Below are 26,184 nucleotides of genomic sequence, written 5' to 3'. Positions count from 1 at the left end.
GCCGTCCACATGTAGCAGGCTCGGGCATGCCGGGTCTGCTCTTCGGAGGGAGTTCACCGTTGGCCGCGCCAGGACCGGCAAGAAAGGGCAGACCTCTGCACTCCAGGGCCGTTCAGATGTTCCCACTGCCGAGACCGGTGGGCCGAAGACGGGGGAAGAGCAGCGCGGCGGACTGCGGTTGCCCGCCGACGCCCCACGACCGGCCATCCCGATCGTGAGGCGTCAGTGCGCGGCGGCCCGTAGTGGTCAGTCCGTGTCGTCTTCGTGTCGGCGGCCGTGGAACATCATCGAGGTCCCGCCTTCGGGCAGGTACCAGCCGTCCGCGGCCATGTACGGCGGGATGTAGGTCGGGTTGGTGTCGGTGTTCAGGCTCGATTCCGGGTCGGTGATGTCCCGGATCACCCGGCGCTGGATCTCCCGGAAGTCGTAGCTGTCGGGTCCGTCGACCTCCCAGGTGATGTCGCGTAGGACGGCTTCGTGCTCGTCCGGATCGTCTGTCGCGGTGGCGGTCTCGATCATGGGGTGGGCCTCGATCAGTCCGCCGTACAGGCACAGGACGATGAGGAGCTGGCAGACGCGGTCGGAGAAGTCGCCGAAGCCGTACTCCTGGCCGCAGCCGCAGGACGGGTCATGGGCGTGGACGTCGAATTCCACCTCGTAGGGCTTGCCGGTCAGCGCGTATGCCGGCAGGGCCTGGGCCTGTCCGCTCGGGCAGGGGTGCGCGGTGTCGAACAGGTTGATCCACACCTTGACCCTCGTGGCCGCGAAGCCCGTGTATTCGGCTTCGAGAGCCTTCTCCAGGCGCTGGTGGGCGGCGTAGGCCTTCTCGTCGACGCTCTTCCAGCCCTCGCCGAGCCGGTGTCCGGCCAGATGCAGGAACTGGTTGGTCAGCAGGGACAGTTCATCGAGCGTGGGCAGCGACTCGTCCGACGTGGCGGGGCTCGTCTCGGTCGCCGGGGCGTCATCCCCGCGGTTCGATGGATGGTCGGAGGGCCAGACCTCGGTGAGTTCCTCCCCGGGTTCAGCCCGGCGGATCAGCGCGACGTCCGACAGCGTCAGCCCGAACACGGAGCGGCCGTCCGACACCTGCAGCCACGGCACGTCGCGGGGGCCGGTGCTGTGCGCGTTCACGCTGACGATGTCGACGCAGATCTGCACGGGTTCGGGCAGCTGCGCAGCGGGCCCGAACCACAGTGCGTGGACCCTGGTCTTCACGGGGAGGAACTGCTGCGCCTGGCGCACCGCGTGGGGGGCGTGGTCCGAGGGAATCCACCAGCCGCTGCGGGCCCACGCCTGGTCGGCGTCGACCGCGTCGCACCCGTCGAGGTCGTAGAGGGCTTCAGCCGCCTGCTGGCGGGCCTCGTCCCGGATCGCACGGCACAGGTCGTTCGCGGGCGCGGTGCTTCCCAGGCCCTGGGCATCGGCTCCGGCCACTGCTGCGCCGTCCCAGACCGGGACGCCAGCCGGCGTGAAGGGGATCTTGCCCAGGACGACAGCGACCTGGTTCGCCCGGTCGATCCCGTGGGTGAGGCGGGCGTCGGCTCGGCTCCGGGCGGGGCGGTCGTCGTCAGGCTGCGCTCCGTACCGGCGGCGGGGGTCGTCGGGTTCTTCATCCAGGCTGTACCCGAGGAGCATCGGGAACAGCTGGTACTTGAGCAGCGCTTCGAGCCCGTACTCGACGTTCGAGGCGTCCCCGGTGACGGCGAAGGGCTTCATGGTCTGCCCGAGTCCGTCGCTGAGGGAGTGGACGACGTGGAAGGGGGTGCGGTGGCGGTCGCGCTCGAGGCTCTGGGTCGTGAAAGCCACGGCGTAGGCGATGGCGGCGGGCCACAGGGCGTCGCGCCAGCGCACTCCGGATTCCCGGCACAGGGCCTTCGCCGCAGCGCGGGCGGTGGGGTCGTGGCGGTCGACGGCGTCGACGAGCGCGGCCAGGGTCGCGCCGGCGCCCAGGTGCTTGAACGCCACGTGCCGGTGAGCGGGCGGCGGGAGCCAGATCCAGGAGCGCTCCAGCGGCTCACCCCAGCGTTCCATGACGATCGGCCAGCCGCCGCGCTCCTTCAGTTCGCGGTCGAGCCGCGTGCCCAGGTTGGGGCCGCAGGTCAGGGCGAGGACGGCCGCGACCGCGTCCCATCCCGCCGGAGCGGCCAGGTCGTCGTGGAGAAGCCGGTCGAGTTGGACCGCGAGGTACGGCAGATCGGTGCGGTAGGCCTGGTCGCCGTCGAAGATGCAGGCGGGGCACACGGGGGTGGCGCTGGGCGAGTTCTTCAGCAGATGGTGCTCGGGGTACCGGTCTGCGCAGATCGGACACGACGCGGTGGAGTGCTCTTCTGTGCCCCGGACCCGGTGGAGCCGGGTCTTTCCGAGCTTGGAGTCCATGCGGCGCGCGGTGACGCGGACGGCTTCGGTGGAGCAGTCCGCGAGGCCGTCCTCGAAGTCCTCGACGGTCGCGTTGCCCGACGGGCACATCGACGTCAGGTACAGCGGCTTGGTCAGGTCCGAATGGCCCGGGTCATCCGGATCGTGTTCATCGCCGTCGGCATCGTCATCTGCACGTCCCACGGACAAGCTCAGACCCGCGACAGGCCCCGCGTAGACCGTGAGGCCGAAGCAGTCCACCTCGGGCTCATGGTCGCCGGCTCCCCATCCCAGGAGACGGAGCTCCGCAACCAGGGCCAGCAGGTAGTCCCGCGCGAGCATGCGGCTGGGGACTCGGGCGGCCACAGCCGGGTCAGTGAGAATCCGGACGGCCTCCGCACGGCCGGCCGCGTCCAGTACCGGGGGCAGCAGCTTGCGCTCGGCGGCGTCGACGACGCGTTCCAGAGCCCGCTGGTATCCGCAGCCGGTCGCCTTGTTGAGCGCCCGGGCGATCTGCTGGCGGTTGGTGACGTTCGATGACAAGACAGCTCCTGCACGCTCCGCGTCATGCCGCCCCACCACGACAAACGCCGAGTGCGCAAAGGCGGTCAAAGACGAGAGAAACGCCATGCATCACCACTGCGTCACCTCCCAGCGGCAGCTGGATTCACCAGAGCCCGGAGGTGGGTCCGGGCAAGGCACGCCTCACGGTGATATGCGTCCGCACGATGCTACCCGGACGTCTTTCTGCGGAGGGACGAACGGCTGACGTTCTCGTGGCCGACGGTGCGGGGCCATGGGGCTCTGGTAGCCGACGCGGGCGGGAGGGAGCGGGCTGACACGGGCTGCGCAGCACGAAGGCCGCGGGCTTCGGTCGCCCGACGAGCCGGTGAGGTGCGCGGTGATCGCGGATCGCGAGGTAGACACCGCCCTGGGAGCCGACCGGGCGCCCGCACGGGCCGAGGACGAATGCGGCCCGCACCCGGTACGGCCCGCCCGGCCTGTGGCCTCCCGCCGAGGCCGGGAAGAACCCGGTCAGCGGCGCCGGGAGGAGGCGAGGAGGTCGTTGGCGCCCTGGGCGATGAGGTCCTGGGCGACTGCTCGACCCAGGGTCTGCGGGTCGGGTCCGGTCCGTGCGGCGGCCAGCATGGCCGAGCCGTCCGGGGTGTAGACCCGGGCGGCCAGGTGAAGCTCTCCCGCCGCAGGGGCAGTGGCGTGACCGGCGATCGGGGCGTGGCAGTGCCCGGCGAGGGCGCGCAGCAGCGTCCGCTCCGCGAGGGCGGCTCGGGTGGCGGCGGGATCGGTGAGCGGGGTGAGGACGTCGAGGAGGTCTTGGTCGTCGGCGCGGATCTGCAGGGCGAGCTGGCCGGCGCCGAGGGCGGGCATCATCCGGTCGGTGTCGATGATCTCGGTGGCTTCGGCCTCCCGGCCCAGGCGGCGTAGTCCGGCGAGGGCGAGGATCACCGCGTCGACGTCGCCGGAGCGGGTCAGGCCGAGGCGGGTGTCGGCGTTGCCGCGTACGGCGACGACGGTGAGGTGCGGGTGGGAGGCGGCGAGCTGGGCGATCCGCCGGGGCGCGGAGGTGCCGATGCGGGTGCCGACGGGCAGGTCGTCGAGCTTGGTTCCGGCAGGGTGGACCAGGACATCGTGGACGTCGTCGCGTCGCGGGTACAAGCACACGGTGCCGTCGGGTTCTGACTCGTCGCCGGGCATGTCCTTCGCGCAGTGCAGCGCGAGGTCCGCGCGGCCGTCGAGAACGGCCCGGGCGACCGCGCTGGTGAAGGCGCCCTTGCCGCCGACTTCGGCCAGGGGCCCGGCCCAGCTGTCGCCAGCTGTCGTGATGGGGACGAACTCCGGCACGGTGCCGGGGCTCGTGCGGGTGATCTCTGCCATCAGCCAGTTGACCTGTGCTGTCGCCATGGCCGAGGCACGGCTCGCGATCCTGATGTGCTGCGTCATACCGATGCACCGTAGGCCCGATGTGGGGGTGCTCATGCCGACACGGTGTCCGTCGCCGTGAGCCGGGCTTTGCCCGTGGCGGAGAATGCGCCGGAGATGAGCGGCGTACGAGGAGGGAGGGCCGGCAGGTGGGGCGTCGTGAGCGCAAGGTGCTGGAGCCGATGGTCAACGGGCTGCGGCCGACGATCACCGATACAGGTGATGCCGGGCCCGACCGGTTCGCCTTGACGTGCCCGGAGTGCGGTGAAGTGAGCCGGCACGCCTTCGCGCTGCTCGCCCGTAGAGCGTTCGAGGAGCACGCGGACGAGAACCATCCGGCCGGGCCCAGTCCGCTGGAGCAGATCCGTACCCTCGTTGACCTGGCCGAGACCGCTCCGGGTCGGTGGGAATGCACGCTCGGGCCGAACACGTACCGGGTGTGCGAGCGCGGTGCGGGCCTGTTCGAGGTAGAGGTGGCCGGCCGCCGCGGCGTGATCGAGGCGAGGATGAGCACGCTGGACGACGTGCGGATCGCCATCGGTGGTCATGCCGGGCTGGTCAGCCGTGCTCTGGCAACGGCTGCCGCCATCGGATCGGGCCGCGTCTGTGTCTCCCCGGACAACGTCGTCTCGCTGGAGTGAGGCAGGTCCGGCTGGGCCGAGATGGTGCGGGGTTCGGATACGGCGAAGGGCCCGGACAGATATCCGGGCCCTTCGGTCAGTAGCGGGGACAGGATTTGAACCTGCGACCTCTGGGTTATGAGCCCAGCGAGCTACCGAGCTGCTCCACCCCGCGTCGGTGAGACCACTCTACAGTGGCCGTCGCGGGGCGGCGCTCATTTTCCGGGGTCAGCCGCGGCGCACGATGTTCTCGGCCTGGGGGCCCTTCTGGCCCTGGGTCACGTCGAAGGTGACCTGCTCGCCTTCGACCAGTTCGCGGTAGCCGTTGCCGGAGATGTTGGAGTAGTGCGCGAAGACGTCCGGTCCGCCGCCGTCCTGGGAGATGAAGCCGAAGCCCTTCTCGGCGTTGAACCACTTCACGGTGCCGCTGGCCATGCGTGTGTCCTTCGAAAGTTGCCGGGTGTTCGCCCGGTTGGTCTGTGGGTGGTGCTCTCCGTCGTCGGAGGGCACTCGCCGTCCGTACTACCCCGTGGGCGGGATGCCTATCCGGCTTCGGCGCGGGTGAGGCGTGCCGTTGTGCCACCCGGCGGGGCGGAGGACGGGGCTACTTGCCCTTCGCGGCTTCCTTGAGCTTCGAGCCCGCGGAGACCTTCACGCTGTAGCCGGCCGGAATCTCGATGGGGTCGCCGGTCTGCGGGTTGCGGGCGGTGCGAGCGGCACGGTGGGTGCGCTCGAAGGTCAGGAAGCCAGGGATGGTGACCTTCTCGTCGCCCTTGGCGACGACCTCACCGATGATCTCGGCGAGGGCGGTCAGCACGGCGTCGGCGTCCTTGCGGGTCACCTCGGCGCGCTCTGCGAGGGCGGCGGTCAGCTCACTGCGGTTCATGAAAACGGTGCTCCGTGGTGCTCGGGGTGCCGCGGCCGCTGGGCGGACGCGACGCTTCTGGCGCCATCCTGTCACCGGGGTCGGACAGCGCTGTGCCCCGGTGCCGGCGGCGGGTCGCGCCGAGGCGTGGTCGCGCCGGCGGCCGGGTCCTTGGGGAGCACCGACATACGTCCGCGCCCGCATGGTGAGTGCTCTGGCAGAGACGGCATCGCCGGGCTGGTGGGATCAGATCCCTTGCACCTTCTCGGGGAAACACTTGGTGCACCACCGCTGTCCGTCTCCGAGAGTGTGGTCACCGCGCACCCTGAGCCTCTGCCCCGGGACGTGGATACCGTCCTCCGGCCCCTCGCTGCAGGACAGACGCTGGAAATCGTTCTCGGCGCGGCCGACGGCCCGGTGCACGACGCGCTCGTCCTCGCGGGGGTCCGCGGACCGCACGCGCTCACTGATGATCAACATCCACAGCTCCTTCTGCCGCGTCAGACGTTGGCGGGTTTCATCGGTGCGATGTCCTGTGCTCGTCGGCGCACCGCATGGGGATCGGGGGATCGCGGCGGTCACCTCTTGGGCGTTGGGGCCTGCCCCTGCGCCAGCCCGTCGACGAGTGGGCGTCCGAGGTCGGCGAGCGCATTGCGCGGGAAGCCGTCACGGAGCACGGGCAGCATGCGGTCGAAGTCCTGGAGAATCCCTCCGCCGTCGAAGGGCCAGAGCCGGGGATCGGTGACCGCGATGCCGACGTATGCCCGGCCAGGTTCGTCGTCCCAGGTCGGGTCCAGCACGGTGCCGTCCGGACGGACGGTCCAGGCGTGGGGCAGGTAGAAGTCGAGTCCGGCGTGGGTGAGGGCGAACCCTTCGGCGTATACCAGGCTTTCTTCCTGGTGTTCCTTCGCATACTGGGCGGAGTTGCTGTAGCAGAGCCGGTCGGGCATGCCGATCAGGCCCTCAGGGCGGGGTGTGGGAGCGAAGCGGCGGCCCAGGGCCAGCAGGAGGTGGTACTGGCTGCGGTACCTCCAATCTGCGGGGATGTCGTAGGCACCCTTCACGATGAGCTCGGCGTGCTGGCGGAGGTAGCGGATGAGGCCGCCCTCGGCAGCGATGACGGTCGCGGTCGGGGAGGCGTCGTTCGCCGCGCTGCGGTAGTTCTCCGGTGTGCTGAGCACGGTGTGGGTGCGTACCTTTCGTGTCCGGGAGTTCGCCGGCGTTTCGGTTCAGGTGCCGGGGGTGGGGGTGATCGTGGTGGGCGGCTGGGGGTGGCGGGTGATGCCGGCGGCGGTGACGGCCTGGAGGTGGTCGGGGGGCAGTTTGTCCCAGCGTTTGCGAAGGTTCTTGAGCCACTGGCCGACCATGTACTCCTCACCGTTGAGGGTGACCGTGTCGCGTTGGCGGATGTTCAGGTGGCCTTCGCGGTCGCGGAAGGCGGCGACGGCCGCCAGGCCCTGCTCGAGCTGCCGCTGCTGGCGGGCGGCGCGCCCGGTTGGCTGCGGCGGTTCGTTGTCGGCGGGCTCGATCAGGGTGATGCCCAGTTCGCGCACGAGCCGGAGCTGCTCGGGGTGGAGCGTGCTGTAGTCGGTGCTCTGGGCGCGGACCCATTCGCCGAGGGGCTCGTCATCGTCGGTTACGAAGTCGGCAGGGAGGTCGTCGAGGGTGATGCTGGCGTCGGCGTAGGCGCGGGCGGTGTAGTAGAGGCGCTGCCAGGTGATCGACCAGGCGGGGTTCCAGTACGGATCGATCTCGGCGAGTGCGAGGTCGGTGGGGTCGGGTTCGAGTCCGTTGTCCGCACGGGCGCGGGCGGCGGCCCGTCGGTTGGTGAGCCAACGGCCGAGGGCGAAGTCGCCGGCCATCTCGCCGGTGGGGGCCGCGAGGTGTCCGTGGCGGGCGGCCCAGTTGCGGGCGTGGAGCAGTCCGCGTTCGGCGGCCTGGGTCTGGAGGTTCCAGATGATGCCCAGGTGTTCGAGGGCCTTGATCTGAGCGGGCTTGAGGGTGCCGGCCGCGTACGCCTTGCGCGCGCGGTTGATCCAGCGGCCGAGCGCGAATCCGGTCTCATCGTCGTAGAGCCGGGGGACGTCGAGATGCCCGTAGGTCTGGTGGTAGGTGGTGGCGGCTTCCAGGCCGCGGCGGAAGGACGCCTCGCGGGGGTGAAGGACCCGCAGCCGGAACGCCTGCGCGATGGTGTCGGCAGGGAAGGGGCGGTCGAAGGCGACGTCCACGGGCACGCCCGTCTCCTCGTCCTCGTCGTCCGGGACCGGGTGGGCGGGCTGCTGGGGGACGGCGAGCCGGTCGGCGATGCGGTCGTCGTGGGCGCGCAGGGCTTGGAGGACCCGCCAGAGCGGCCGGTACAGGTTGGAGCCCATGAGGTCGTCGGCGTCTTCGCCGGGGGCGACGTAGACGGGGACGATGAGGGTGGCTTTCTTGCCCTGGCCGGGCTTCTGGCGCAGCGCCCTGCCGACGGCCTGGACCGTGTCGACGATCGACTCCTTGGGGTCGGCGAAGACGACGGTGTCGATCGAGGGGATGTTGACGCCCTCGCCGAGAAGGCGGGCGTTGGCGATCAGGGTGCGGTGGGCGGGCTCGAGGAACTCGCCGGGGCGGCCGTCGAACCGGTCGAGGAGCTCGCGGCGGTAGGCGGGGTCCTGGTTGCCGTCGAGGCCGGTCGCCCACAGCTCGCCCGGGTCGGGACAGCTGGTGCCGGTCTCGTCGAGGGCGTAGAGGCGCGTGGCGGTCTCGCGGAGGGTGCCGGCGAAGGCGTGGGCATCGGCGACCCGGTGGTGGAAGCTCACGACGCGGCGCAGGTCGAGCTCGGCCATGGCACGCAGGACGGCGATCTGGAGGGCGGCTTGGCGCAGTTCGGCTTCGGTGGCCTTGTCGGAGATCCCGAGCCGGGTGCGGATGGTCGCCTCGTGCACTTCCATGACGACGACGCGGTAGTCGGCCAGGAGGTCCATGTCGATGGCCTCGGCGAGCGGGAGGCGGAAGCAGGTGTCGCCGTACAGGTTGGGGTTGTCCATGGACGCGACGAGCGAGTCGTCTTCGTCGTCTCCGGGCTCACCGGCCGACCAGATGCGGGGGGTGGCGGTGAGGTAGAGGCGCTTGTGGGCGGGGATCAGTTCGTCGTCGTGGACGGCTGCCCAGCGCTTGCCCAGGTGACCGCTGGTTCGGTGGGCTTCGTCGATGGCGATCAGCGACCAGGGCGGGAGGGCGAAGCGGTGGTGGGCGTCCTGGACGCGGTGCAGGGAGTGGTAGGTGGCGAAGACCGTCAGGCCGGGGTTCTGGTGGACGGTGGCGGTCAGGGCCGCCGGGTCGGTGGTGAACGCGACGGCTTCGCCTGTGGTGTTGGGGCGCTTGGAGCACAGGGCGAGGATGGGGCCGGTCATGCCGGCCGTGCGCCAGTCGTCGATGGTCTGGGCGAGGAGTTCCAACGTGGGCAGGAGCACCAGGCGGGTGCCCTGGGGAGCGACGCGGGCGGCGGTGCGCGCGGCGACGTACGTCTTGCCGGTGCCGCAGGCCATCACGATGGAGGTCCGGGCGGTGTGGCGCAGCGCGGTGTGCGCTGCGTGGACGGCCTGGGACTGGTGCGGGCGCAGCCTGATCCTGGGCGGCGGGGTGGTGATGGTCGCGGTCACGGTGGTGGCCGGTCCTCTCAGCCGGGGACAGTCGGCGGTCAGGTGATGCTGAAGCGGATGTGGTCGATGGCGGTTAGCTCGACCTTCTGAAGCGAGCCGGCGCGGGTGCCGCCGTCGGTGAAGTAGTCGTCGCGCAGTCCGTCGGCGATCAGCTGGGCGAGGTCTTCTTCGGAGGCGCCGGCCGCCTTGGCCTCGAAGAGGGCGGCCGCGGTGGCGGCGTCCAGGCGGCGGGTGAGACGCCGGTAGCGCGGGTCATTGGTGCTTCCCTTGGGGGAGGTGAATCCGAACCTGCCGCGGACGTCGACCTTGATGCCGCCGGTGGTGACGGCGGCCTGAAACTTCTTCGCCTTGACGATCGGCTGCCAGAGCTTCTTGACCTCGGCCTCGATGAGAGCGGCGGTCTCGGGCTTCGCAGTCTTGATCTTGTCGTCGCGGTAGCGCTCGACGGTGCGCTGGGACTTGCCGATCTTCTCGGCGACCGCGCGGGCGGCCTCGGCGCGGCTGACGCCCTTCTCCTGCTTGAGCAGGAAACGGATCCGGGCGCCCAGGGTCTTGGGGATCGGCTGGGAATAGGCGGTCTCGGCGGCCTCTTCCAGTCGGTCTTCGATCAGTCCCACGTTCAGTCAGCTTCCTTGGGGCTCAGGCCACGCGGACGAGCGAGTCGTCCTTGATCTCGTTGGCGATGTTCACTCCGTCGGCGAGCAGGTCCAGCGCCCAGTCGATGGTCTGGGAGCCCTGGTGCTTGACGGAGCCGGGGTTGACGCCGAGGCGGAAACCTCCGCGGACCGGCTGCTTGTCGGGACCGAGGAGGAGGGGCAGCGGCGACAGGCTGTCGGTGGCGTAGACGACGCAGTCGGTGTTGACGGCGAGCGGGTAACGGCCCGCCGTGGTGGCGAGGTTGTGCATCTTGCGGTGCATGTTGGTCCGCGCCTTCGACAGGATCATGGCGCGGATGTCGGGCCGCCACGTGACCCGCTTCAGGGCCGGCCACGGGTCGCCGAAGGCGTGGCCGATTCCCATGTTCGGGCGCTGGCGCAGCTTGCCGATTCCGGACTTGGCGGTGGCCTTGATGGCGTTCGCCAGGGTGACCAGCAGCGGATCGCCGTCCTTGTAGCTGGCCATCGCCGCGAGGAAGGCTTCGTCGTCGAGGTCCTTGGTGACGCCGAGGTCGGCCATCACGGTCAGGTAGGCGTCGCGCAGCGTCTCGTACCAGGGCTGGAGGTAGGGGCTGTGGATCTTACGGACCCAGGCCTCCATCGGGCGGACGTCGGCGCCGAGCTCGACGGCGTAGGCGACGGTGGGGGTGGCGTACCAGCCGGGACCTTCGGGGCGTACGCCGCTGGAGGTGAAGGGGCTGGGCATGCGCGGGTCGGTCTCGACGTGGGACAGGTCCACGTACCAGGAGCCGGGAAGCTCGGGGTCGAAGGCGGGGTTGCGGGGGTAGTGGATGGCCTGGCCCGTGCCGACGTGGAGGCGCCGGCACGCCGCCAGGAACGCCACCTGCACGTCCAGCGCGACGACGTGGGTGCACGCCCGCTCGGCGTCGGTGATCAGGTCGGCGGGGCGGACCCAGATGCACGCCTCCTCGTCGAGGGCCTCGCTGGCGGGCCGGGAGCCTTCCTCCGGGTAGTCAGCGGCGACGACGGGGTGCTCGTCGGGGGCCTCGCACGGAGCGGGGTCGACGACGGTGTGAAGGGTGTGGGGCACCTTCACCGAGACGTACTTGTTCTCCTTCTCGCTCCACTCGGCCTTGGTGGGCGGGCGCAGCGAGGTCATGAGCTCCTCGCCGGTGACGGCGACGGTGCCGCGGGGGGTGATGACCAGGCGGGCGTAGGTGCCGAGCATCCGGGCGAGGTCGCCCGCAGGCAGGTCGCCTGCCTGCCCCCAGACGCGGTCCTCCAACGCCCCCCAGGGCGTGAGGAAGAGCTGAACGCAGTGGCGCTTGCCGTCGACGCGCTTGAAGACCCTCGGCCAGGGCCCGAACCCCGACTTGGTGAGCTCCCACCCGGCCTTGATGAGGCCCTTGACGGCCTTGTGGTCGGCCGGCAGGCGGAGTTCTTCCTGGTCCGCGAGGTCGGCGGGCAGGCCGAAATGTGCGACAGCGCCCTCGGTGAGGACGAGGAGCGGGTCCTGGTCGAAGCCGTTGTCGTGGACCTTGGCCGCGCCCAGGCGGATCTTCCGCTTGTCCAGCGCCCACGTAGCCAGGGCCTGGAGGGTCTTGGCCGGGCACGGCACGGTGCGGCCGTCGACGAGGTGCGCGGTCAGGGCGCCGTCGGTGACGTCGAGGACGGCCAGCGGCCCGTCGGCGTACTGCGGCGGCACCGGCTTCGCGCCCCGCTTCTTCGCCGTGCGGTTCACACGGCGAGAAGCCGGCGCGGCGCCCGGGCGGTGCGGCGCGGCCGACGGCCGGGCGGAGGGTGCGGCAGCGGCAAGCGCAGTGGCCGAAGCGGCAGCCGGGGCTGCGGAGGCCGGTGTGACCGCCGCCGAGGCCGCATCGGTCTGCGGGACGGAGGCAGGCGCGGACCCGGCGGTGGGCCGGGCGCCGCAGCGGGGCATCCCCATGGCGGCCATGGCCTGGAGGTACACGTGGCGGGGCCGGCCACCGACGACACTCGACGTCGGGTGCCCGCAGCGGACGCATAGCCGGGTGACTCCCTCGGGCAGGTCGACCCAGGAGCCGGGAGTGTCGAACTCGGGTTCCGCCGTCTCCATGTGAGCCGGGCTGGACTCGGCGTTCTGCCAGTCGAGTTCGGGCGGGTCCTCGATGTCGAAGTCGAGCTCGAGAGGGGCCTCCTCCGCAGCGACCGCAACGGGCACCGGTTCAGTCTCGGGTTCGGGTTCGGGGGTGGCGGAGCTGCCCTCCGCATCAGCGCGAGACAGTTCGGCTGCGAAGTAGGCGAGAATCCTGGCGTAGCGCTGCCCTTTCTCGCCGCGCGGCGTGCGAGGAGGATCCGATTCCCAGGTCCACACGGTCTCGCGGCGCACGCCGGCGGCTTGGCCCATCTGCGTCACGGTCCAGCCGAATGCTTCGCGAAGCGTGGCACGCTCCGCCGGATCCGGCAGTTGTGGCACCGGGCCGTCGAACCGAATTCGCTCGAGCACCGCTGCCACAGGGTCGCTGCCCCCCATCTCCACCTCCACCCTCAAAGTCCAAAATCTAACGCGAATCTAACGCACTCGGTGCGACGGCGCAAGCGTCGTGTTTGCGTTTCAGTGTGTACTGTAGTTGTTGTGAAATCTAGTTTCAATATGTAGTGTGATGGCTGGTTGGCCAGGCGGTCGGCGCGGCCGCGTTCGCGGTGTCCCCCCGGACGAGTCAGCCCCCTTGCCCCGTCGGCAGCTCGCCCCCGTCCGACACGACAGCTGAGGAGTACGACAGCCATGCCCTTCCAGTCCCCCGAGCCGGGAGAGCCCGCCGCGCCGGGATCGCGGATCGTCGTGGAGTCCGGCGACATCCTGATGCGCCGCAGTCTCACCGACCACGCCCCCGCCGCCCAGGTGCACGTGATCGACGCCGCCAAGGCTCTGGAGGACTTCCGCCTCGGCCACGGCACTGCGCGGCTGGATCGTGGTGAGGTCCTCCTCGACCTGGCGATCGCGACGTTCCAGGCGCGCACCGGCGAGCACGACGAGGCCGCCTGGCAGGCCGCCACGGTCTACATGGTGGAGTTGTGGGCGACGCGATACAGCGCGGCCCGCCCGACCGCGTTCGACCCGGCCCCGCCCCCGCCGTCCCGGTTCACTCCGGCGCATCCGCTGCGACTGGAGACGGTCAGCCGCGAGGCCCACGACCATATCCTCGGCGCCGGCCGGTCCCTTGAGCGCAAGACGCGCGGTGTGGACCTGATGGACGTCGTCCGCGCACAGCACGGCATCCACGAAGCCGCCCGGCTGCTCCATGACCAGCTCGACGGGCTGTCCATGCCGCTGTGGGTGCTCACCGCCCGGTTCTGCGCCGAGGTCCAGGCGGAGAACCTCCGCATCCTCAAGGCTCCCGCCCCCGGGACCACGGCCTGACGCGCCCCCTCTTACGCTCGTCGCCGGGCGCGCCCGTCGCCTGGCACCAACCCAACCCTTCGTCCCCGTTCAGGAGTTCCCGTGAGCACCAGCCCCTCCCCCGTCCCTTCCACCGTCGGCCCGGTCCGGGCCGGACAGCTGTGGCAGGACATGGCCCCCGACATGGTCGCCCGCGAGCGGATTCTGCGCGTGACCGACGTGAACGAGACCCACGCCGAGTGCGTGGTCGAGCGCGACAAGCAGGGCACGGCCGGCCGCAAGACGCGGCCGATGGCCCTCAAGCGCTTCGCGACGAGCGCATTCAAGCTGATCGAGGACGTCGTCGACGACGCCGACCAGGCCCTCTACGCCCGCTTCCTGGCGGCGATGACGAACGTACAGGGCACCAACCCCTCGCCCATGGAGTACGCGACCGCGGCACTGCGCGTGCATCACGAGGTCATCGCCGAGGCAGCGAAGACCCAGGACTGAACCGGGGGCCGCAGTGCGGAATCACTGCTGGAAGGGAGCTGGATAGGTGGTGACGATTACCCAGTCCGGGGCCCGGGCCGCCCCCGAAACTCGGCCGGCGGACGAGGCGTACAGGGCCGGTGACATCGTGCGGGTGGAGGGCCGGGCGGGCGAGTGGGAGCTGATGAAGCCCGGCCCCGGTCCGGGTGTGTGGACCGTGGAGTCCGCGCGGCTCGAGGACCGCGTGAGCGCACAGGTCGTGGTGAGCGCGCTCCGGCGGTTGGCCGATGCTCCCCACGTCCGGCGGGGTGACCTGGTGATGCAGCGATACCCCGAGCAGGAGCGTGCCGCAGTGGTCGGTGCCGTGGTCCGGCTTGGACGGTGGGTGGCAGTGAAGTCATCCGCTCAGGCCGACGGCAGCATCTGCCGCACGCTGGACTCCGTCGACCGGCTGGAGGTGGTCACCGCGGAGCAGATCGCCGCGGCCGTCCGGCTCGATCTCGCCCACGGAGTACACGTGGGACGGATCGTGCAGGCGGTTGTGTCCGCGCGCGCCGGTCAGTTCCGCGTGGTGTGCCGCTGCGCGCCGGGTGCCGGCGAGATCTGCCGCGACGGCCGCAAGGTCACCTGGTGCCCCACCCTCGACAGCGCCCGCCAGCTCTGGGACTGGCATGTCTCCTGACCCGCCCCCGCGCCGCGCGGGTGCGGACAGTCGCGGTGCGACGTTTCCGTGGCCGACCTGGAACCCGTAAGGCAGCTGGTCCGCGCACGTTCCGCCCGGCGGTAGCGCGCCATGGGGGCCAGCCGGTCGCATCCCGGCAGGCCGCCCGCCGGCCCCTGCTGCCCCGCGAGGGGCCGGCGGCTTCGCGACGACACGGGCGTTCGTCTCGATGAGCTCACGCCGCCCGGGCGCCTGTTCGGTCAGTTCGCCCAGCGCCAGGTCCGATCCCGCCACGACGGGCACTCACCCCTCCGTGCCAAGGCGGACAGGCTCGTACCCCGGCCGCAACGGCGGCTCGGTGGCGGCCGGGTGATCAGATGCGGTGGAGCGGCGCGGAGTGCTGCCAGTGCCAGTTGACCGGGCCCCACTGCTTCTTCAGGGCCGTGCGCTGTCGGCCGTACGCCCGCAGTGCCGCCTCAACGGTTGCCGCGAGGTCGGTGAGGTCGTCGGGGGCAGGGACGCGCAGGATCAGGTGCTGCTTGGTGTGGGCCAGCAGCAGGTCGCCGTTTGGGGCACAGGCTCCGAGGGTGAAGTGGGTCAGCGGCTTGAAGGTCTTGGTGCCGGTGTCCAGCTTGGCGCGGAGCGCTCCTGCCCGGTCCCAGGCGTAGAGGCCGTAGCGGTTGAGGTGGAAGGCGTGGCCCCGGTGCGGGTCGGCCGCGAGGTTGAAGCAGAAGCCGGTGAAGGGCGAATCGCGCCACTCATGCAGGCCGTGGAGCCGTCCGGTCATCTCCCCCTGGTCGTTGACGAGGGCGAAGACGAAGGGCTGGCCGCGGCTGCCACCTCGGAACGTCCTGGCGTAGAAGGGGACGACGAAGAGGTCGTCGGAGAGCGGCACCGGTCGGCCGAGGCGGGACTGCTCCCATTTGGAGAGGCGGTCCTCGGCGGCGACGAGCTCAGTCAGGGCCGGGCGTGGGCGGTTCGCCATCCCTATGGGAGCTCCCTTATAGGTGGCGTGCGGGCGCAGGTCGACGGCGCTCTGGTGTGCCGGCTCGGGGTCGAGCGAGGCGAGCGCGCGGATGGCCGGCTTGGACTCGGCGGTCAGAGCTCCCTCGGCGATGCCCACGAGGTTGGTGATGACGCTTCCGAACCTCCAGACCCCGTACTCAGCGAGGGTGCACAGCAGTCGGCCCGAGGGGGTGACGCTGATGGACCCGGCGAAAGGGTCGCCCTCCTGCGGCGTGAAGTCCCGGAAGGGCCGGCCGTCCTTGGAGTCGTAGACGGCCAGAACGCGTCTGAGGTCCGGCGCGACGAGCGTGGTCATGTCCGGCGTCGCGGTGACGGCGAGGACCCCGTCGGGCAGTACGCACAGGCTGATGTCGCCTCCGTCAGCGACGTCCGAGCCCCCCTCGCGCGCGCCGCCAGTACGGAACTGCGCGCTCGCCAGGACCTCGCCCTCAGCGGAGTACCGGGTGATGATCCGGTACCCGAAGTTCGCAACCCGCGGGTCCTGCTCCTCGTCGGCGACGCCGTGGGTGTAACGGCCAACGCCGTAAAGGGCGTACACCTCGCCATTCGCGGCTCCGGCGAGGTCGAAGAGCGTCAGACCCCAGCCCGTTGAGTACAGCGCGGTCAGGTCGAGAGCGTGGTGGTCCACCAACGGGCTCGGCAGGGCCAGGGGAAGAGTATGGATCATGCCCTTCATCGTGCGTCACGGCACTGACAGTCGGCCGGCCGGGGCGCCCTGGCCGACCTGCCCGTCATCCACCACCACGGCGAGCGTCCGGTACGGCGCCGGGTGGCGGACCTGTCTGGCGCGCATCGAACGGCAGGCCCGCCCGCCGCCCGCTGGCACCCGGCGACGCCCGACCGGCTCAATGCGGAGGGCTCCTGACGGCGGCCGCCACCGTCGAGCGCGGTGGTGCGGGCAGCGGGACCGCGGACCTGCCCTGAAGGGGTCGCTCGGCGAATCGGCCGGCCAGGTTCCGCCGGCGCGCTCGGCCAGTGGTCCCACGCGGTCGACGGGGGGCTCCGTCAGTCGAAGAGGTCCAGGAGATCCGTCCGGGAGCCCGCGTCGCCGGCGGAGCGCGCCCGCATGGGGCGCGGTTGCGGGTAGGTCTCCGTCGCGGCCCGTGCGCGGACGGCGTCGGGCCCGCCGTACGCCTGGACGGCGAAGTCGCCGAAGACCCTGGCGAAAGCGGCCGGGTCGCGGAACTCCGCGCCGAACGCCAGGCCGTCCCACAGCGGCACCCACACCACCCGGACGGCCCGTGGCCATTGGAGCACCGGCTGGTCGTCCGCAGTGGACCGTCCCTCCAGCCACAGCCGCGCCACGTGCAGCAGGTTCACGCTCTCCATCGGCAGCCGCTTACGCCCCACGCGCAGTTCCACCGGCGTCAGCTTCACGCGCCGGTCCTTGTTCGGGTACCAGGCGACGCCGATCCCGAACGGCACGTACAGCACGATCCCGATCAGGGGCCATGCCACGGCGTCACCCCACGACCGGATCAGCCCGCCGTCCAGCAGGTACAGGGGTCCGAAGACCAGGACCCACTTCGCCGTCATCCGCCAGAACCCGCTGCCCTGCCGGTACAGGACCCTTGGCTTCCCCGTGTTCGCCATGCCCGCACGCTATCCGCCGCCCCCGGCGCGCCGTGAGCGGCCCTCACCCTCGCGGGGTGCTGGCGGCGGCCGGTGGGTTCCGGCGGAAGCGCCTTGGACGGCTCCTCGTACTTGGTCCCTGTGTTCGAGAGCGACGCGTGCGACGGGTGTCGTGGCTCAGACCGGTCGTGGGCAGCTGGCCGGTTGCCGCTGCGGGCAGCTGAGGGCGGCAGCCGGGTGCTCGCCCGGTGCGAGGCGGGGGGATCCCGCCAGGACCGGTTCTCCTGGCCCGCCCTTGCTAGCCACACGGGGCCGCCCGCGTCTCCGGCGCTTGTCCGACACCGGGCGGCCATGCGGATGGAGCACCCTTTTGGCCGGACGGCCCACCTCGTCCGGGTCGTGGAGGCGAGAATGGCGGCCATGTCGCTCTCCCTGGCCCGCTGTGTCGAAGCGGTTGCCCGCCTGCTGGACGGCTGCGGCCCGCTGGAGCCGGTCCGGCTGTGCATGAGTGGCCGGGACGTGCAGGCGGAGGTGTGCGCCAGCGGGCCGGCCGCCTCGGTGAGCATGGCGCGGCTGGCAGCGACGACGGGCAGCGAGGCGGCCGGACAGTCTGACGGCCGTGACGACGGTGTGCTCACTGTGGACCTGGGGGAGGAGCTGGTCCTGGTGGCCGCCGTGGACGCACCGGTGCGCAGCGCCGTGCCGGGGGCCCGTTGGACATCGACGTCGGCGGCGGCCGAGCTGCTGCGGACGCTGGCCCCGTGGACCGCCGTACTGGACCAGGATCTGCTGCGCGGGGCCGAGTTGTGGGTGGAGGACGACGGCCGGGACTTCACGGTCCGGCTTCTGGCGACAGCCGCGCGCGGCGACGATCTGGAGAGAGTCGCAGCTGCCGCCGGCGCAGGACTGGAACAGGTCCGGACACGGCGCACGGACAGCGGCCTGGACGGGCATGGGAGCCTCCCCTGCGGCCGGCCCGTTCATCTCGCCGTCGTCTGTCTCTCCTGACCATCGCTGACACAATCGCCGGATCGCTCGCTCCCCGGGCACTAGGCCAGGCCAAGGTGCTCCTGGTGCATCTTCGCGACCCGCACGGCGTCTAAGTGGCTGATGCCTCGGACGTACTCCTTCTTGACCAGTACGCCGACCTTCAGGATCTCCGTCACGGCGGTCAGATGATCCTTGACCCCTTTCTCCCATGCTTCAGCCGTGACGCACGGACGGGAGATCCACGCCCGGAAGAGGAGCGCCTGAGTCACCTGCGCGTCGCTCTCATGACGTGAGATGCGATCCGAAACCTCGCGGGTGTTGTCGGGCCTGTTCTCCGCCCGCCCGACCTTGATGTAGGACAACTTCTCGACCATGGACCGAAACTCCAGGACGTAGAGCCGGTCACCGACGGCGTCGAGCGGCCCTCCCGCTACTTCCAGGTCCTCCCACGCCGTGTGCCGTACGGCGGCGCAGATCGCCTTGGGTGGCGTACGCCCCGTGTCGAAGTAGTCGAGCAGCCGAACTCTGGCTGCCGGCAGCAGATGCCGGTTCTTGAAGTTCTTGGTCCTTCGCGACTTCGGCAGCGCCTCTCCGTCCCACAGGGGCGCGTCGGTGAGGTGGATGACGTCGTCGCCGAGGTACTGCTCTTCCTGAAAGTCCTCTTCACGCATGCCCCTGATGGTGGCCCAGGAGCGGAGCCGCGATCCCCGGAATGGCTGAGGACGAGCAGACAGCGAGCGCTTCGGTGGCGATGCTCCCAAAGGACCCGCTCGCACGAGGTGGAGGTCGTACGCTCTCGCCGTGACCACCGAGGCCACCCGAAGCTGCGCCGCGAACGGGCCGTCCTGAAGGTCCTGGAGAAGCACGACGGCTTGCCTGCACGGTGCTGGAAGAGGCCACACCACCCCCGAGATGTTGCTTATTTGGGTTTCACTATGTATTGTTGTTGGTGTTGAGGGCACCGTTCCCCTCCACCTCACGCCCCCAGGAGCCACACGCCGCTCCTCCATGCCCCTTGCGGAGAACCCCATGTCCGAAGCCGAAGCAGTTCGCTCCGTCATAGCCCGTCTCACCGCCCATGCCGACGAGACCCAGACCCGTCTCGCCCACGAACTCTTCCGCCAGGCCGGCTACCTGTGGCGCTGCGGCAATCCGTCCTGCCCCGCCTACAACTACCGAGGGCTGCGCTACTGCGAGGGCTGCGGCTGGGGCAGCAAGGGCAAGCCGGTCGGCGACCTCCACCCGTGCATGTACACCGAACGCCGGTGGGCCGCGCTGCGCGGCGCCCTCCTCAAGCACTACGCCAACCAGGCCCCTATGCCCGACGCCGTGGTCTTCGAGTACTGGGGCGGGCCCGGCTGGCGTGGCGCCGAAGTGACCGAGATGTACGGCGGCACGACCAGGGAGGTAACCGGCGGATTTGGCGACCACGACCACTTCACGGACATCGCCGCCGCGCTCGACTCCCTCACCCGCTGGTCGAAGCCCAGCCACGGCGAGCACATCCGCGTCGTCCTGGCCTCCTAGCCCCGCCGCCACGAGAGCGAGCCGCATCCTGCCCACTCTGCTGTTCGGCCACTGGTCCCAGGACGGCACCCCCTCAGCCTCACCGCATGCCACCCGGTTCAATGGCGACCAGGCCGCCATCGTCGCCCTGGTGCGGCCCGCATTCGACGTCGACGACCATCACCGCGTCGTGCAGCGGGTGTACGAGGAGTACGCCCGCGACTACCGCGCCTGGGTCGACGACACAGTCGAGCACTTCGAGCCCGTCACCCACTGATCACCAACACGCGCGTGGCCGGCTACCGGCGTCCCGCGCCGCAAGCCCGGTCCTGTGGATCAAACGACGGATCTGGCGCAAGGACCCCGCGTACTCGCAGCTCGTCGTCGACACGCGCGTGCCCGTCCGCCGGCAGAGCGTCCCCAGCCGTAACACGCCTTCCGCCCGTTCTTACCCGCCCTCTTCACGGGAGTTCACGTCATGAGCGACCGCCCCAGCCCGGCGCGCGCCAGCAGCTCGGTGCTCGCTACCGAATCGATCATCGATTCCCTCCTCGACGCCTTGGACGAGCAGCAGCTCGACGAGCTGGCCAGGCGCATCAGCACCCGCCGCTTCGCACGGGTCGAGGTCCGGCTCCTGGCCACGCTCCGCGCAGACAGTGCCGTACTGCACCGCGAGGGGCTCACCGACCATTCCGAGCCGGTCACCCACGTCACCTTCAGCACGCACGACAACGACTACGACCCCGTGTGCTGGAGCGTCAACGCTGCCGCCCGGCACGAGTCGGGGGCGAAGACCCCGGTCGACTACGGCGGTACCGACATCGAGCACGCGCTGCGCGACTACTCCAGCTTCACCTGTCCCGTAGCGGGATCGCGGCTGGTGGTGGACCTCAACACCGGCCAGTTCACCGTCCGGGGCCCGTGGGAGCCCGAATGAACCCCGGCCCTGCCAGCGCAGGGCACGCCACCGACCGCCCCTCCCTTCTCTGCTCCCCCACACCTCCAAGGACTTTCCTGATGAGCGAACGACTCGAATGGGCCCACGCCTCCAGCGGGGCTGAACTGCTCTTTCCCGGCGTGGACATCGATGGCGCAGTGGTTGAGCCCGGCGAGATCGCCGTCGCCGTGTGGACCGGCAGCAACGGCATCGCCCTCCACGGCCCGCGAGAGGCAGTACGCGACCGGCTGCTCCAACTGGCCCTCGCCGTGCACGAGGCCCCCCCGGTCCCCTTCGCCGACGCGTGCATCCCGGAGCGGACTGACCCCCGCCGCTGGCGGCCGGCCCCGCTCCCCCGCCCGCTGGCGCCCAACCCCGCAGGAGCGGCCCTGTGTGGAGGCGCCGACCGCCCGGCCGCCGCCGACCCCCGGCTGGCCACCTGCCCCGACTGCATCGAGAGGTGGAACAACGACGCCCCCCTCACTCGGCTCAGCCTGACTCACGCCGTCCCCGCCCCGTCCTGACACCTCCGGCTCCTCCTGCCCCATCCACACGGCCGGATTCGCCCAATGCGGGTTCGGCTCCACACCCCTGAGGACCACAGATGACCACCCCTAGCGCCCGCACGGCCGCCGCCGAAGCGCTCCTGGACGCACTCACCTCCGAGGCGTCCCAGTGGGCCAGCGACGACACCGAGGACCAGCAGCTGCTCGACGCAGTCGACGCGGCGGCCCCCGGCGACAAGCTCGCGCTGCTGCAGAACTCCAGCCTCGTCCCCTCCCACCTCTTCTCGGCCGTCGCCGACGCCCTTCTCGCGCTCGACCCCGCCACCTACTCCCCCGACTCCGCTCCAACCACCCAGGGACCCGCCATGCCCGACCCCGAACTCCACCGCGTCCGCGAAGCGTCGATCACCGTGGTCGACGCCTCCCCGAACGACAACACCCCCAGCGACGTCTACGAGATGCAGGTCCACGGCATCAGCGTCCTCATCCGCCGCCGCACCCAGTGGGGCCCCGCCACCAACGTCCCCTACATCCACATCGAGGACCGGAGCGAAGGGCAGGGGCTGCTGCTCGTCGAGGTGAACAACGGCGGCCCGCACGAGCACCCGCGCCCCTCACCCGGCGAATCCGCAGCATGAACGCCGGCTACGCCTAGGCCACTGCCCACCAGCTAAACGACCCCGACTGACGCCGACTATTCAGACCACCACCGGCTGGACACAGCCCACCGACCCCACCCTCCGCAAGGGATAGTTCACGAATTCACACACTTTCACGCACGCACGCACTCACTTCCTCCACCGAGCGCGTTCACCTGCGCGCTCACCTCGCTGCACGTGCCCCCGCGAGCGAAGCCCCAACCGTTACACCGCACTCCTTCCCATCGACTCTCGCCTCCCACCGGCCGCGAGCACGATGGAATCACTAATTCACACACTTTCAGGCACGCACTCACGCCCGCGACCACACCCGCGCATCTGCAACGCCAACCTGTTTCGCCTGACGCCACAGGCCACACCTCTTCCGTTGCACTACACCCCACCTCGCCATCACTCCCCGCCCGGCACGAGCGCACGCGTGCGTTTCACTAATTCACACACTTTCACGCACGCACACTTACGCGCGCTTCCTCGCACGCTCCCTGACCCCTCGTTTGCATCACTCGTGCTGCCTCCACCTCGCTCGCTCTTGCCTTTGTCGTCTATCGCCTACGCATTCTCATTCTTCCTCTCTAACTAATCCGCTTACTCCCCTCTAGAATCACTCTCGTTCCTCTCAACGCCCTTCACCCTCTGCTTGCGCGCACTCCTTCCTTTCCGCCCTCTTACTCACTTGTTTACATTCCTCTACTCTTTCTTTCTCCCGGCAGTCCTTACACCTCCACTAGCTTGCGTTATCACTTACCTCTACACTCGCTCGCTCTACTTCTGGCCTTCTCTCCTGTAGAGGTATCTTCTTGCGCGCTGCCGTAGTCGCAGCCACTCTTCCTTATCCGCGTACTTACCTTGCTTCTCGCGCTGACACCCGCACCCGTATTCACGTACTTCTTTCCACGCGAGCACGCTTGCGCTCTGTCTCCCGCTCTAGCTTTCCTACTTGCTCAAACCATCTGTTGCGTGCGCACATCCGGGCAGGCAGTCTCCTGTGCGTCGTTCATGGCGCACATACTTTCTCGCTTCTTCGCGCGCTCGCCCCCGCTGCTACTTGAGTTCGTGCCTCGCTGCCTTGCGCCGTGCTCTCACACAGCAGCGCTTCCGCCTTTGCGCTGGGGCGCAGGCTCGGCCCGACACGATGGCACCTAGCTGCTCATGCGGATCCGCGTCGGAACGGAAAGACGCCTTCTCAGGCGTATCTCCTTGCCACGGCTTCTGCTCACCTACTGGTATCTCGCGGCGCGACCGCACACCCCTCCCGCGCACGCGGCGCCTATCAACGCGCGCTTCCGCTCGCCTATCTCGCTGGGCGGTCCGGCACTCGTCGGCCCTGACTATCAGCCGCCCGCCCTGACCGGCCGGAACCCGTGCGAGCACCTCACAGCACACCAGTACGTTCAGCTGCCGTCCGCTTCGAACTCATGGGACGCACCAAAACGGCCTAAACCGGGGCACTTGCCAGCGCAGGCGAGTCTGACAGGCTCGCCCGATCCCCGATCGCCGATGACCGACACGCTGTAAGTGCCCAGGTTCCACGCAGAGAGCCCCCCTCCTGCTGTTAACCTTCTGGCCGTCAGCATGAATCTGTCAGTCTCAGTCCCCATCGCCGTCGGCAGTGCAACCCGGAAAGCAAAGATCTAGGGCGAGGCACCTGGGGAATGGGAGGAAGGCACCCATGAAGGTCATCGTCCTAGCCAGCCAGAAGGGTGGAGTGGGTAAAACCACGACATCCGCCAACATCGGCTCCAGCCTTGCCAGTGGTGGAGCCCGCGTCGGCATGGTCGACCTCGAGCTCCAGGGCCAGCTCGGAGTGTCCTTGGGTGCGTTCGCGCGCAAGCCCCAGGACATTGGAAGCGCACTGCTCGACTACATCGACGCGGTCGACTCAGACGAGCTTGCAAGCATGACGCCCCTGCGTAGCCGCATGGTTGACAGGACCGTCCTGCTCAAGGACTTCGAGAAGCCCGGCACGCTCAGCGTCATCGGCTCGGTCATGAACGTGACTGATCGCGCTCGCACTGAAATCGCGAAGCGAGGCTGGGAGGCCGTGTCAAGCCTTCGCCATCTCCTGCTCACCTTGCAGGACGACTTCGACTTCATCATCGTCGACACCCCGCCGTCAGCCGACGCCCTGGCCTCCGTAGCCCTCGCCGCCGGCGACTACGTGATCGCCGTCTGCAACCCCCGGCTTGCAACCGCGGACGGCGCTCGCGTCGTTCGGAACAATGTGGCCAAGGTGCCGGAGCGTACGGGAGGCACTTGCCGCCCCGTATTCCTCGGAACCGTGATCAACGAGGCCCAACCACCGTCGAAGCGCACTGAGGAAGCAGACGCCGTTGACGCCTTCCTCAACAAGCACGACCTGGCACCTTTCACGAAGGAGATCAGGACGAGCCCGCAGATCTCCGCGTCGTACGGCATCAGTCGACCCATCGTCATTGACGAGCCAAGCTACGCAGCAAGTGGCTGGTTTGAGGATCTCACCGTGGAGATCATCGACCGGATTCGAGGGCTGTCATGACGCCTTCACCTGAGGAGTCGACGCAGGGAACGCCGAAGTCCCCGCGGAGGAGGGGACGTGGCAAGGCGCGGTCTTTCGACTTCAGCGCGATCGAGCATGTGGGCAACGACGCCACTGAGGGCGGGTTCCTGGGCGATGACTCTGCTGAGTCCGAGCGACGAGGGTCATCAACTGCCGTCGCGGTACCGCCCACGCTGACTCTCGACTACGACTCTCCTGGGCCGAAAGAGGGAGAACACACCACCACCGCCCCTCCTGGGTCGGAGACTCGCCCCTCTACCCACGAGGGGGCAGAGTTCTCGCCGGCACCCGTCGCCCCTGAGGCGTCCCCTGTCGTTCCCTCACCGTCCCTGCCTCCTGAGGGCGCAGCCACCCCTGCGGCTCCTGACAAGACTTCTTCCGACCCCGAAGCGGCAATCCCGAAGGCGTCCCCAGCGGACGAGCCGGCTGAGGAGATCGAGAAGCCTGGCGGTGCGAAGGCTTCGCCTGAACCCCCGGCTACGGGTCGTCGCAGGAACGACGGTCCCGGTTTCACAGCCACCTCTGCTGAGCCGGCTTTGAAGCCGCGCACTCGCAAGAAGGCTGCTGACACGAAGCCGCCCATGCAGGCCGCCGTCCTCGGTTCGTTCATAAAGCACAGGACGGAGCGCAACTGGCCGACTTGGTCCGGCCGCATCGAGGGGGAGACCAAGGCGCGCCTTCTCAAGAAGGCTGATGATGACGCCGAGTCTTCTGGGCGCAATCTCATGCCCGGGCACTACCTCGACGCTGCACTGAGGCTTGTTAAGGACTCGAGCCCCGAGGAGCTCGCGGCCCTTGCCAACGAGTGGCTGATCGACAAGTGGTCTGGCGAGCACCCGCCTGGTGTAAGCATTCAAGCTGGCGTGTCTCCGGAGATGTACCAGTTCCTCAAGGGACTCAAGCGTCATCTACGCGGTCAGCGCGGAGCGGGCAGCGGGGGTCTTATCCTGGACGTGGTCTCAGCATCGGTGGATCGCTTCCTTGATGCCGCCGACGAAGAAGGACCCTTCCCTCCAGCTCGCTGAAGGACACGGAAGAGGGGTGGCCCGACCTACTTGGACGGGCCACCCCTCTTCTGCTTTCACTTATTCACCCACTTCCACGCACGCGTCACGCCAGGCTCCGTCACACGCACCCACGCGCACAATCTGACGATCAGCCTGCCCTCTCTACTGCGCGCCGGACGCATCCACAGCATCACCCGCAATGACACTGTCACACTCACCGAACGGCCAACGCGCTTCTGACACGCTCACACCGCCACAGCCTCCAAGTCCCATTTGCGCAGGTCTAGGGCCCTTTCGCGAGTGATCTTGCTGAACCTCTACTTGAGGATCAGACACACGATGGTTCTGTCATTACCAAGACAGGGCTGATCAGTGAGTAGGATGCTCTTGGAAGAAAGCGAGGACTGATTCATGAGCACGGCGCCCAGCGGTTGGTCACTTCGCGCCCTGGCGCAAGAGGCGCACGTCCTGCCCAAGGTGGCCCGAGATGCCGCCGAGGAAGGAGTGATCGACGCCCAACACACCGTAGAGACGGACATTGTCCTTGTCCGCCTCTACGGGGCCTTGAAGCGCCTCGTCTGGCCCGAAGAGCGCCGGCCAGCGAACAAGGACCAGGGACTGCGCGTCTGGGAAGCCATAACGATCGAGACCGCGCGAGCTGCGCTTCCCGACGAAGTGCACGACGACACGGGCCTCTTCGTTCACCAGACAGGTTGCGAGCTCGTCTCGGGTCCGGGGCCGAAGGCCCTTGCCTTCTTCAAGTTCGCCGAACAGCCCTTCTACTACGCCCCGTTGGGCCGATGGTTCAACGAGCTACCGACACGACGCCGTCTCGCAGAAGAGATGACGGAGAAGGCCAAGGACTGACAGCCCCATCACACGCCGAGTAGGTCGGCCA

Annotated in this window: 25 protein-coding genes and 1 tRNA gene; 13 read left to right on the top strand and 13 right to left on the bottom strand. The window is 69.4% G+C overall.

Translation table 11 applies throughout. From position 1 onward, the window contains the following. Positions 1 to 246: 246 nt before the first annotated feature. Together AB0C59_RS06850 and hemC are read right to left on the bottom strand one after the other, a co-directional pair. Positions 247 to 2,898, bottom strand: coding sequence for a hypothetical protein (locus AB0C59_RS06850; protein WP_355273017.1), 2,652 nt, complete (start codon positions 2,896 to 2,898; stop codon positions 247 to 249). Between the two features lie 492 nt (positions 2,899 to 3,390). Continuing rightward, the gene (gene hemC / locus AB0C59_RS06845; RefSeq protein WP_355273136.1) at positions 3,391 to 4,320 is read right to left on the bottom strand and encodes a hydroxymethylbilane synthase; all 930 of its coding nucleotides are present in this window, start codon (positions 4,318 to 4,320) and stop codon (positions 3,391 to 3,393) included. Between the two features lie 122 nt (positions 4,321 to 4,442). Between hemC and AB0C59_RS06840 the strand changes: the two genes are divergently transcribed. Further along, positions 4,443 to 4,934 carry a hypothetical protein gene (locus AB0C59_RS06840; RefSeq protein ID WP_355273020.1) on the top strand — a complete coding sequence of 164 codons (492 nt, stop codon included), beginning with the start codon at positions 4,443 to 4,445 and terminating at the stop codon, positions 4,932 to 4,934. Between the two features lie 80 nt (positions 4,935 to 5,014). Here AB0C59_RS06840 and AB0C59_RS06835 read toward each other — a convergent pair. From AB0C59_RS06835 to AB0C59_RS06800, 8 genes are all read right to left on the bottom strand, one after another. Beyond that, positions 5,015 to 5,088, bottom strand: a tRNA-Met gene (locus AB0C59_RS06835). A gap of 53 nt (positions 5,089 to 5,141) precedes the next feature. Next, positions 5,142 to 5,348: a cold-shock protein gene (locus AB0C59_RS06830; RefSeq protein WP_030381880.1), complete on the bottom strand. Its 207-nt coding sequence runs from the start codon at positions 5,346 to 5,348 to the stop codon at positions 5,142 to 5,144. Positions 5,349 to 5,517: 169 nt separating this feature from the next. Further along, a complete protein-coding gene (locus tag AB0C59_RS06825; RefSeq protein WP_355273023.1) occupies positions 5,518 to 5,799 on the bottom strand; it encodes an HU family DNA-binding protein in 282 nt (93 codons plus the stop codon). Between the two features lie 225 nt (positions 5,800 to 6,024). Next, positions 6,025 to 6,258 (bottom strand): hypothetical protein, encoded by a 234-nt coding sequence (locus AB0C59_RS06820; protein ID WP_024126849.1) that lies wholly within the window; start codon positions 6,256 to 6,258, stop codon positions 6,025 to 6,027. A gap of 98 nt (positions 6,259 to 6,356) precedes the next feature. Beyond that, on the bottom strand, positions 6,357 to 6,959 hold the full coding sequence (locus tag AB0C59_RS06815) for a hypothetical protein (RefSeq protein ID WP_355273025.1): 603 nt from the start codon (positions 6,957 to 6,959) through the stop codon (positions 6,357 to 6,359). Between the two features lie 48 nt (positions 6,960 to 7,007). Beyond that, positions 7,008 to 9,419, bottom strand: coding sequence for a Helicase associated domain protein (locus AB0C59_RS06810; RefSeq protein WP_355273028.1), 2,412 nt, complete (start codon positions 9,417 to 9,419; stop codon positions 7,008 to 7,010). A gap of 38 nt (positions 9,420 to 9,457) precedes the next feature. Next, positions 9,458 to 10,036 carry a hypothetical protein gene (locus AB0C59_RS06805; RefSeq protein ID WP_024126846.1) on the bottom strand — a complete coding sequence of 193 codons (579 nt, stop codon included), beginning with the start codon at positions 10,034 to 10,036 and terminating at the stop codon, positions 9,458 to 9,460. A gap of 22 nt (positions 10,037 to 10,058) precedes the next feature. Beyond that, a complete protein-coding gene (locus tag AB0C59_RS06800; RefSeq protein WP_355273031.1) occupies positions 10,059 to 12,236 on the bottom strand; it encodes a transcriptional regulator in 2,178 nt (725 codons plus the stop codon). A 564-nt stretch (positions 12,237 to 12,800) separates the two neighbouring features. On the opposite strand from AB0C59_RS06800, the gene AB0C59_RS06795 reads away from it, so the two are divergent. The 3 genes from AB0C59_RS06795 to AB0C59_RS06785 all read left to right on the top strand — a co-directional run bounded on the left by AB0C59_RS06795 (position 12,801) and on the right by AB0C59_RS06785 (position 14,568). Further along, positions 12,801 to 13,436, top strand: coding sequence for a hypothetical protein (locus tag AB0C59_RS06795; protein WP_363001420.1), 636 nt, complete (start codon positions 12,801 to 12,803; stop codon positions 13,434 to 13,436). An 81-nt stretch (positions 13,437 to 13,517) separates the two neighbouring features. Further along, positions 13,518 to 13,907, top strand: a complete 390-nt coding sequence (locus tag AB0C59_RS06790; protein WP_031048995.1) for a DUF6354 family protein — start codon at positions 13,518 to 13,520, stop codon at positions 13,905 to 13,907. A gap of 49 nt (positions 13,908 to 13,956) precedes the next feature. Beyond that, positions 13,957 to 14,568, top strand: a complete 612-nt coding sequence (locus tag AB0C59_RS06785; RefSeq protein ID WP_363001418.1) for a hypothetical protein — start codon at positions 13,957 to 13,959, stop codon at positions 14,566 to 14,568. Between the two features lie 352 nt (positions 14,569 to 14,920). Here the strand turns inward: AB0C59_RS06785 and AB0C59_RS06780 are convergent, their stop codons facing one another. Together AB0C59_RS06780 and AB0C59_RS06775 are read right to left on the bottom strand one after the other, a co-directional pair. Beyond that, positions 14,921 to 16,240 carry a hypothetical protein gene (locus AB0C59_RS06780; RefSeq protein WP_355273040.1) on the bottom strand — a complete coding sequence of 440 codons (1,320 nt, stop codon included), beginning with the start codon at positions 16,238 to 16,240 and terminating at the stop codon, positions 14,921 to 14,923. Positions 16,241 to 16,578: 338 nt separating this feature from the next. Next, positions 16,579 to 17,166, bottom strand: coding sequence for a hypothetical protein (locus AB0C59_RS06775; protein WP_355273043.1), 588 nt, complete (start codon positions 17,164 to 17,166; stop codon positions 16,579 to 16,581). 399 nt (positions 17,167 to 17,565) lie between these two features. Here AB0C59_RS06775 and AB0C59_RS06770 point away from each other — a divergent pair, with 399 nt between their 5' ends. Then, a complete protein-coding gene (locus AB0C59_RS06770) occupies positions 17,566 to 18,153 on the top strand; it encodes a hypothetical protein (RefSeq protein WP_355273046.1) in 588 nt (195 codons plus the stop codon). 41 nt (positions 18,154 to 18,194) lie between these two features. Here the strand turns inward: AB0C59_RS06770 and AB0C59_RS06765 are convergent, their stop codons facing one another. Next, positions 18,195 to 18,806 carry a hypothetical protein gene (locus tag AB0C59_RS06765; RefSeq protein ID WP_355273049.1) on the bottom strand — a complete coding sequence of 204 codons (612 nt, stop codon included), beginning with the start codon at positions 18,804 to 18,806 and terminating at the stop codon, positions 18,195 to 18,197. A gap of 358 nt (positions 18,807 to 19,164) precedes the next feature. On the opposite strand from AB0C59_RS06765, the gene AB0C59_RS06760 reads away from it, so the two are divergent. The 8 genes from AB0C59_RS06760 to AB0C59_RS06725 all read left to right on the top strand — a co-directional run bounded on the left by AB0C59_RS06760 (position 19,165) and on the right by AB0C59_RS06725 (position 26,153). Next, on the top strand, positions 19,165 to 19,662 hold the full coding sequence (locus tag AB0C59_RS06760; protein ID WP_355273052.1) for a hypothetical protein: 498 nt from the start codon (positions 19,165 to 19,167) through the stop codon (positions 19,660 to 19,662). 130 nt (positions 19,663 to 19,792) lie between these two features. Then, positions 19,793 to 19,918 carry a hypothetical protein gene (locus AB0C59_RS06755; protein ID WP_355273055.1) on the top strand — a complete coding sequence of 42 codons (126 nt, stop codon included), beginning with the start codon at positions 19,793 to 19,795 and terminating at the stop codon, positions 19,916 to 19,918. Between the two features lie 201 nt (positions 19,919 to 20,119). After that, entirely contained in the window at positions 20,120 to 20,578 is a 459-nt protein-coding gene (locus AB0C59_RS06750; RefSeq protein ID WP_355273058.1) for a hypothetical protein, read from the top strand. An 80-nt stretch (positions 20,579 to 20,658) separates the two neighbouring features. Further along, positions 20,659 to 21,102 carry a hypothetical protein gene (locus AB0C59_RS06745; RefSeq protein WP_355273061.1) on the top strand — a complete coding sequence of 148 codons (444 nt, stop codon included), beginning with the start codon at positions 20,659 to 20,661 and terminating at the stop codon, positions 21,100 to 21,102. An 80-nt stretch (positions 21,103 to 21,182) separates the two neighbouring features. After that, complete coding sequence (locus AB0C59_RS06740; RefSeq protein WP_024126827.1) at positions 21,183 to 21,722, top strand: hypothetical protein; 540 nt, start codon at positions 21,183 to 21,185, stop codon at positions 21,720 to 21,722. Between the two features lie 1,690 nt (positions 21,723 to 23,412). Further along, positions 23,413 to 24,258, top strand: a complete 846-nt coding sequence (locus AB0C59_RS06735) for a ParA family protein (protein ID WP_355273063.1) — start codon at positions 23,413 to 23,415, stop codon at positions 24,256 to 24,258. A 602-nt stretch (positions 24,259 to 24,860) separates the two neighbouring features. After that, positions 24,861 to 25,304: a hypothetical protein gene (locus tag AB0C59_RS06730; protein ID WP_030381893.1), complete on the top strand. Its 444-nt coding sequence runs from the start codon at positions 24,861 to 24,863 to the stop codon at positions 25,302 to 25,304. 393 nt (positions 25,305 to 25,697) lie between these two features. After that, complete coding sequence (locus AB0C59_RS06725) at positions 25,698 to 26,153, top strand: hypothetical protein (RefSeq protein WP_024126824.1); 456 nt, start codon at positions 25,698 to 25,700, stop codon at positions 26,151 to 26,153. Positions 26,154 to 26,184 lie beyond the last annotated feature (31 nt).

This window comes from Streptomyces sp. NPDC048664, from assembly GCF_040650555.1.
Classification (GTDB): Bacteria; Actinomycetota; Actinomycetes; order Streptomycetales; family Streptomycetaceae; genus Streptomyces.
The sequence above is the reverse complement of the archived record's forward strand: the minus strand, read 5'-3'. Positions and strand labels throughout refer to the sequence as shown.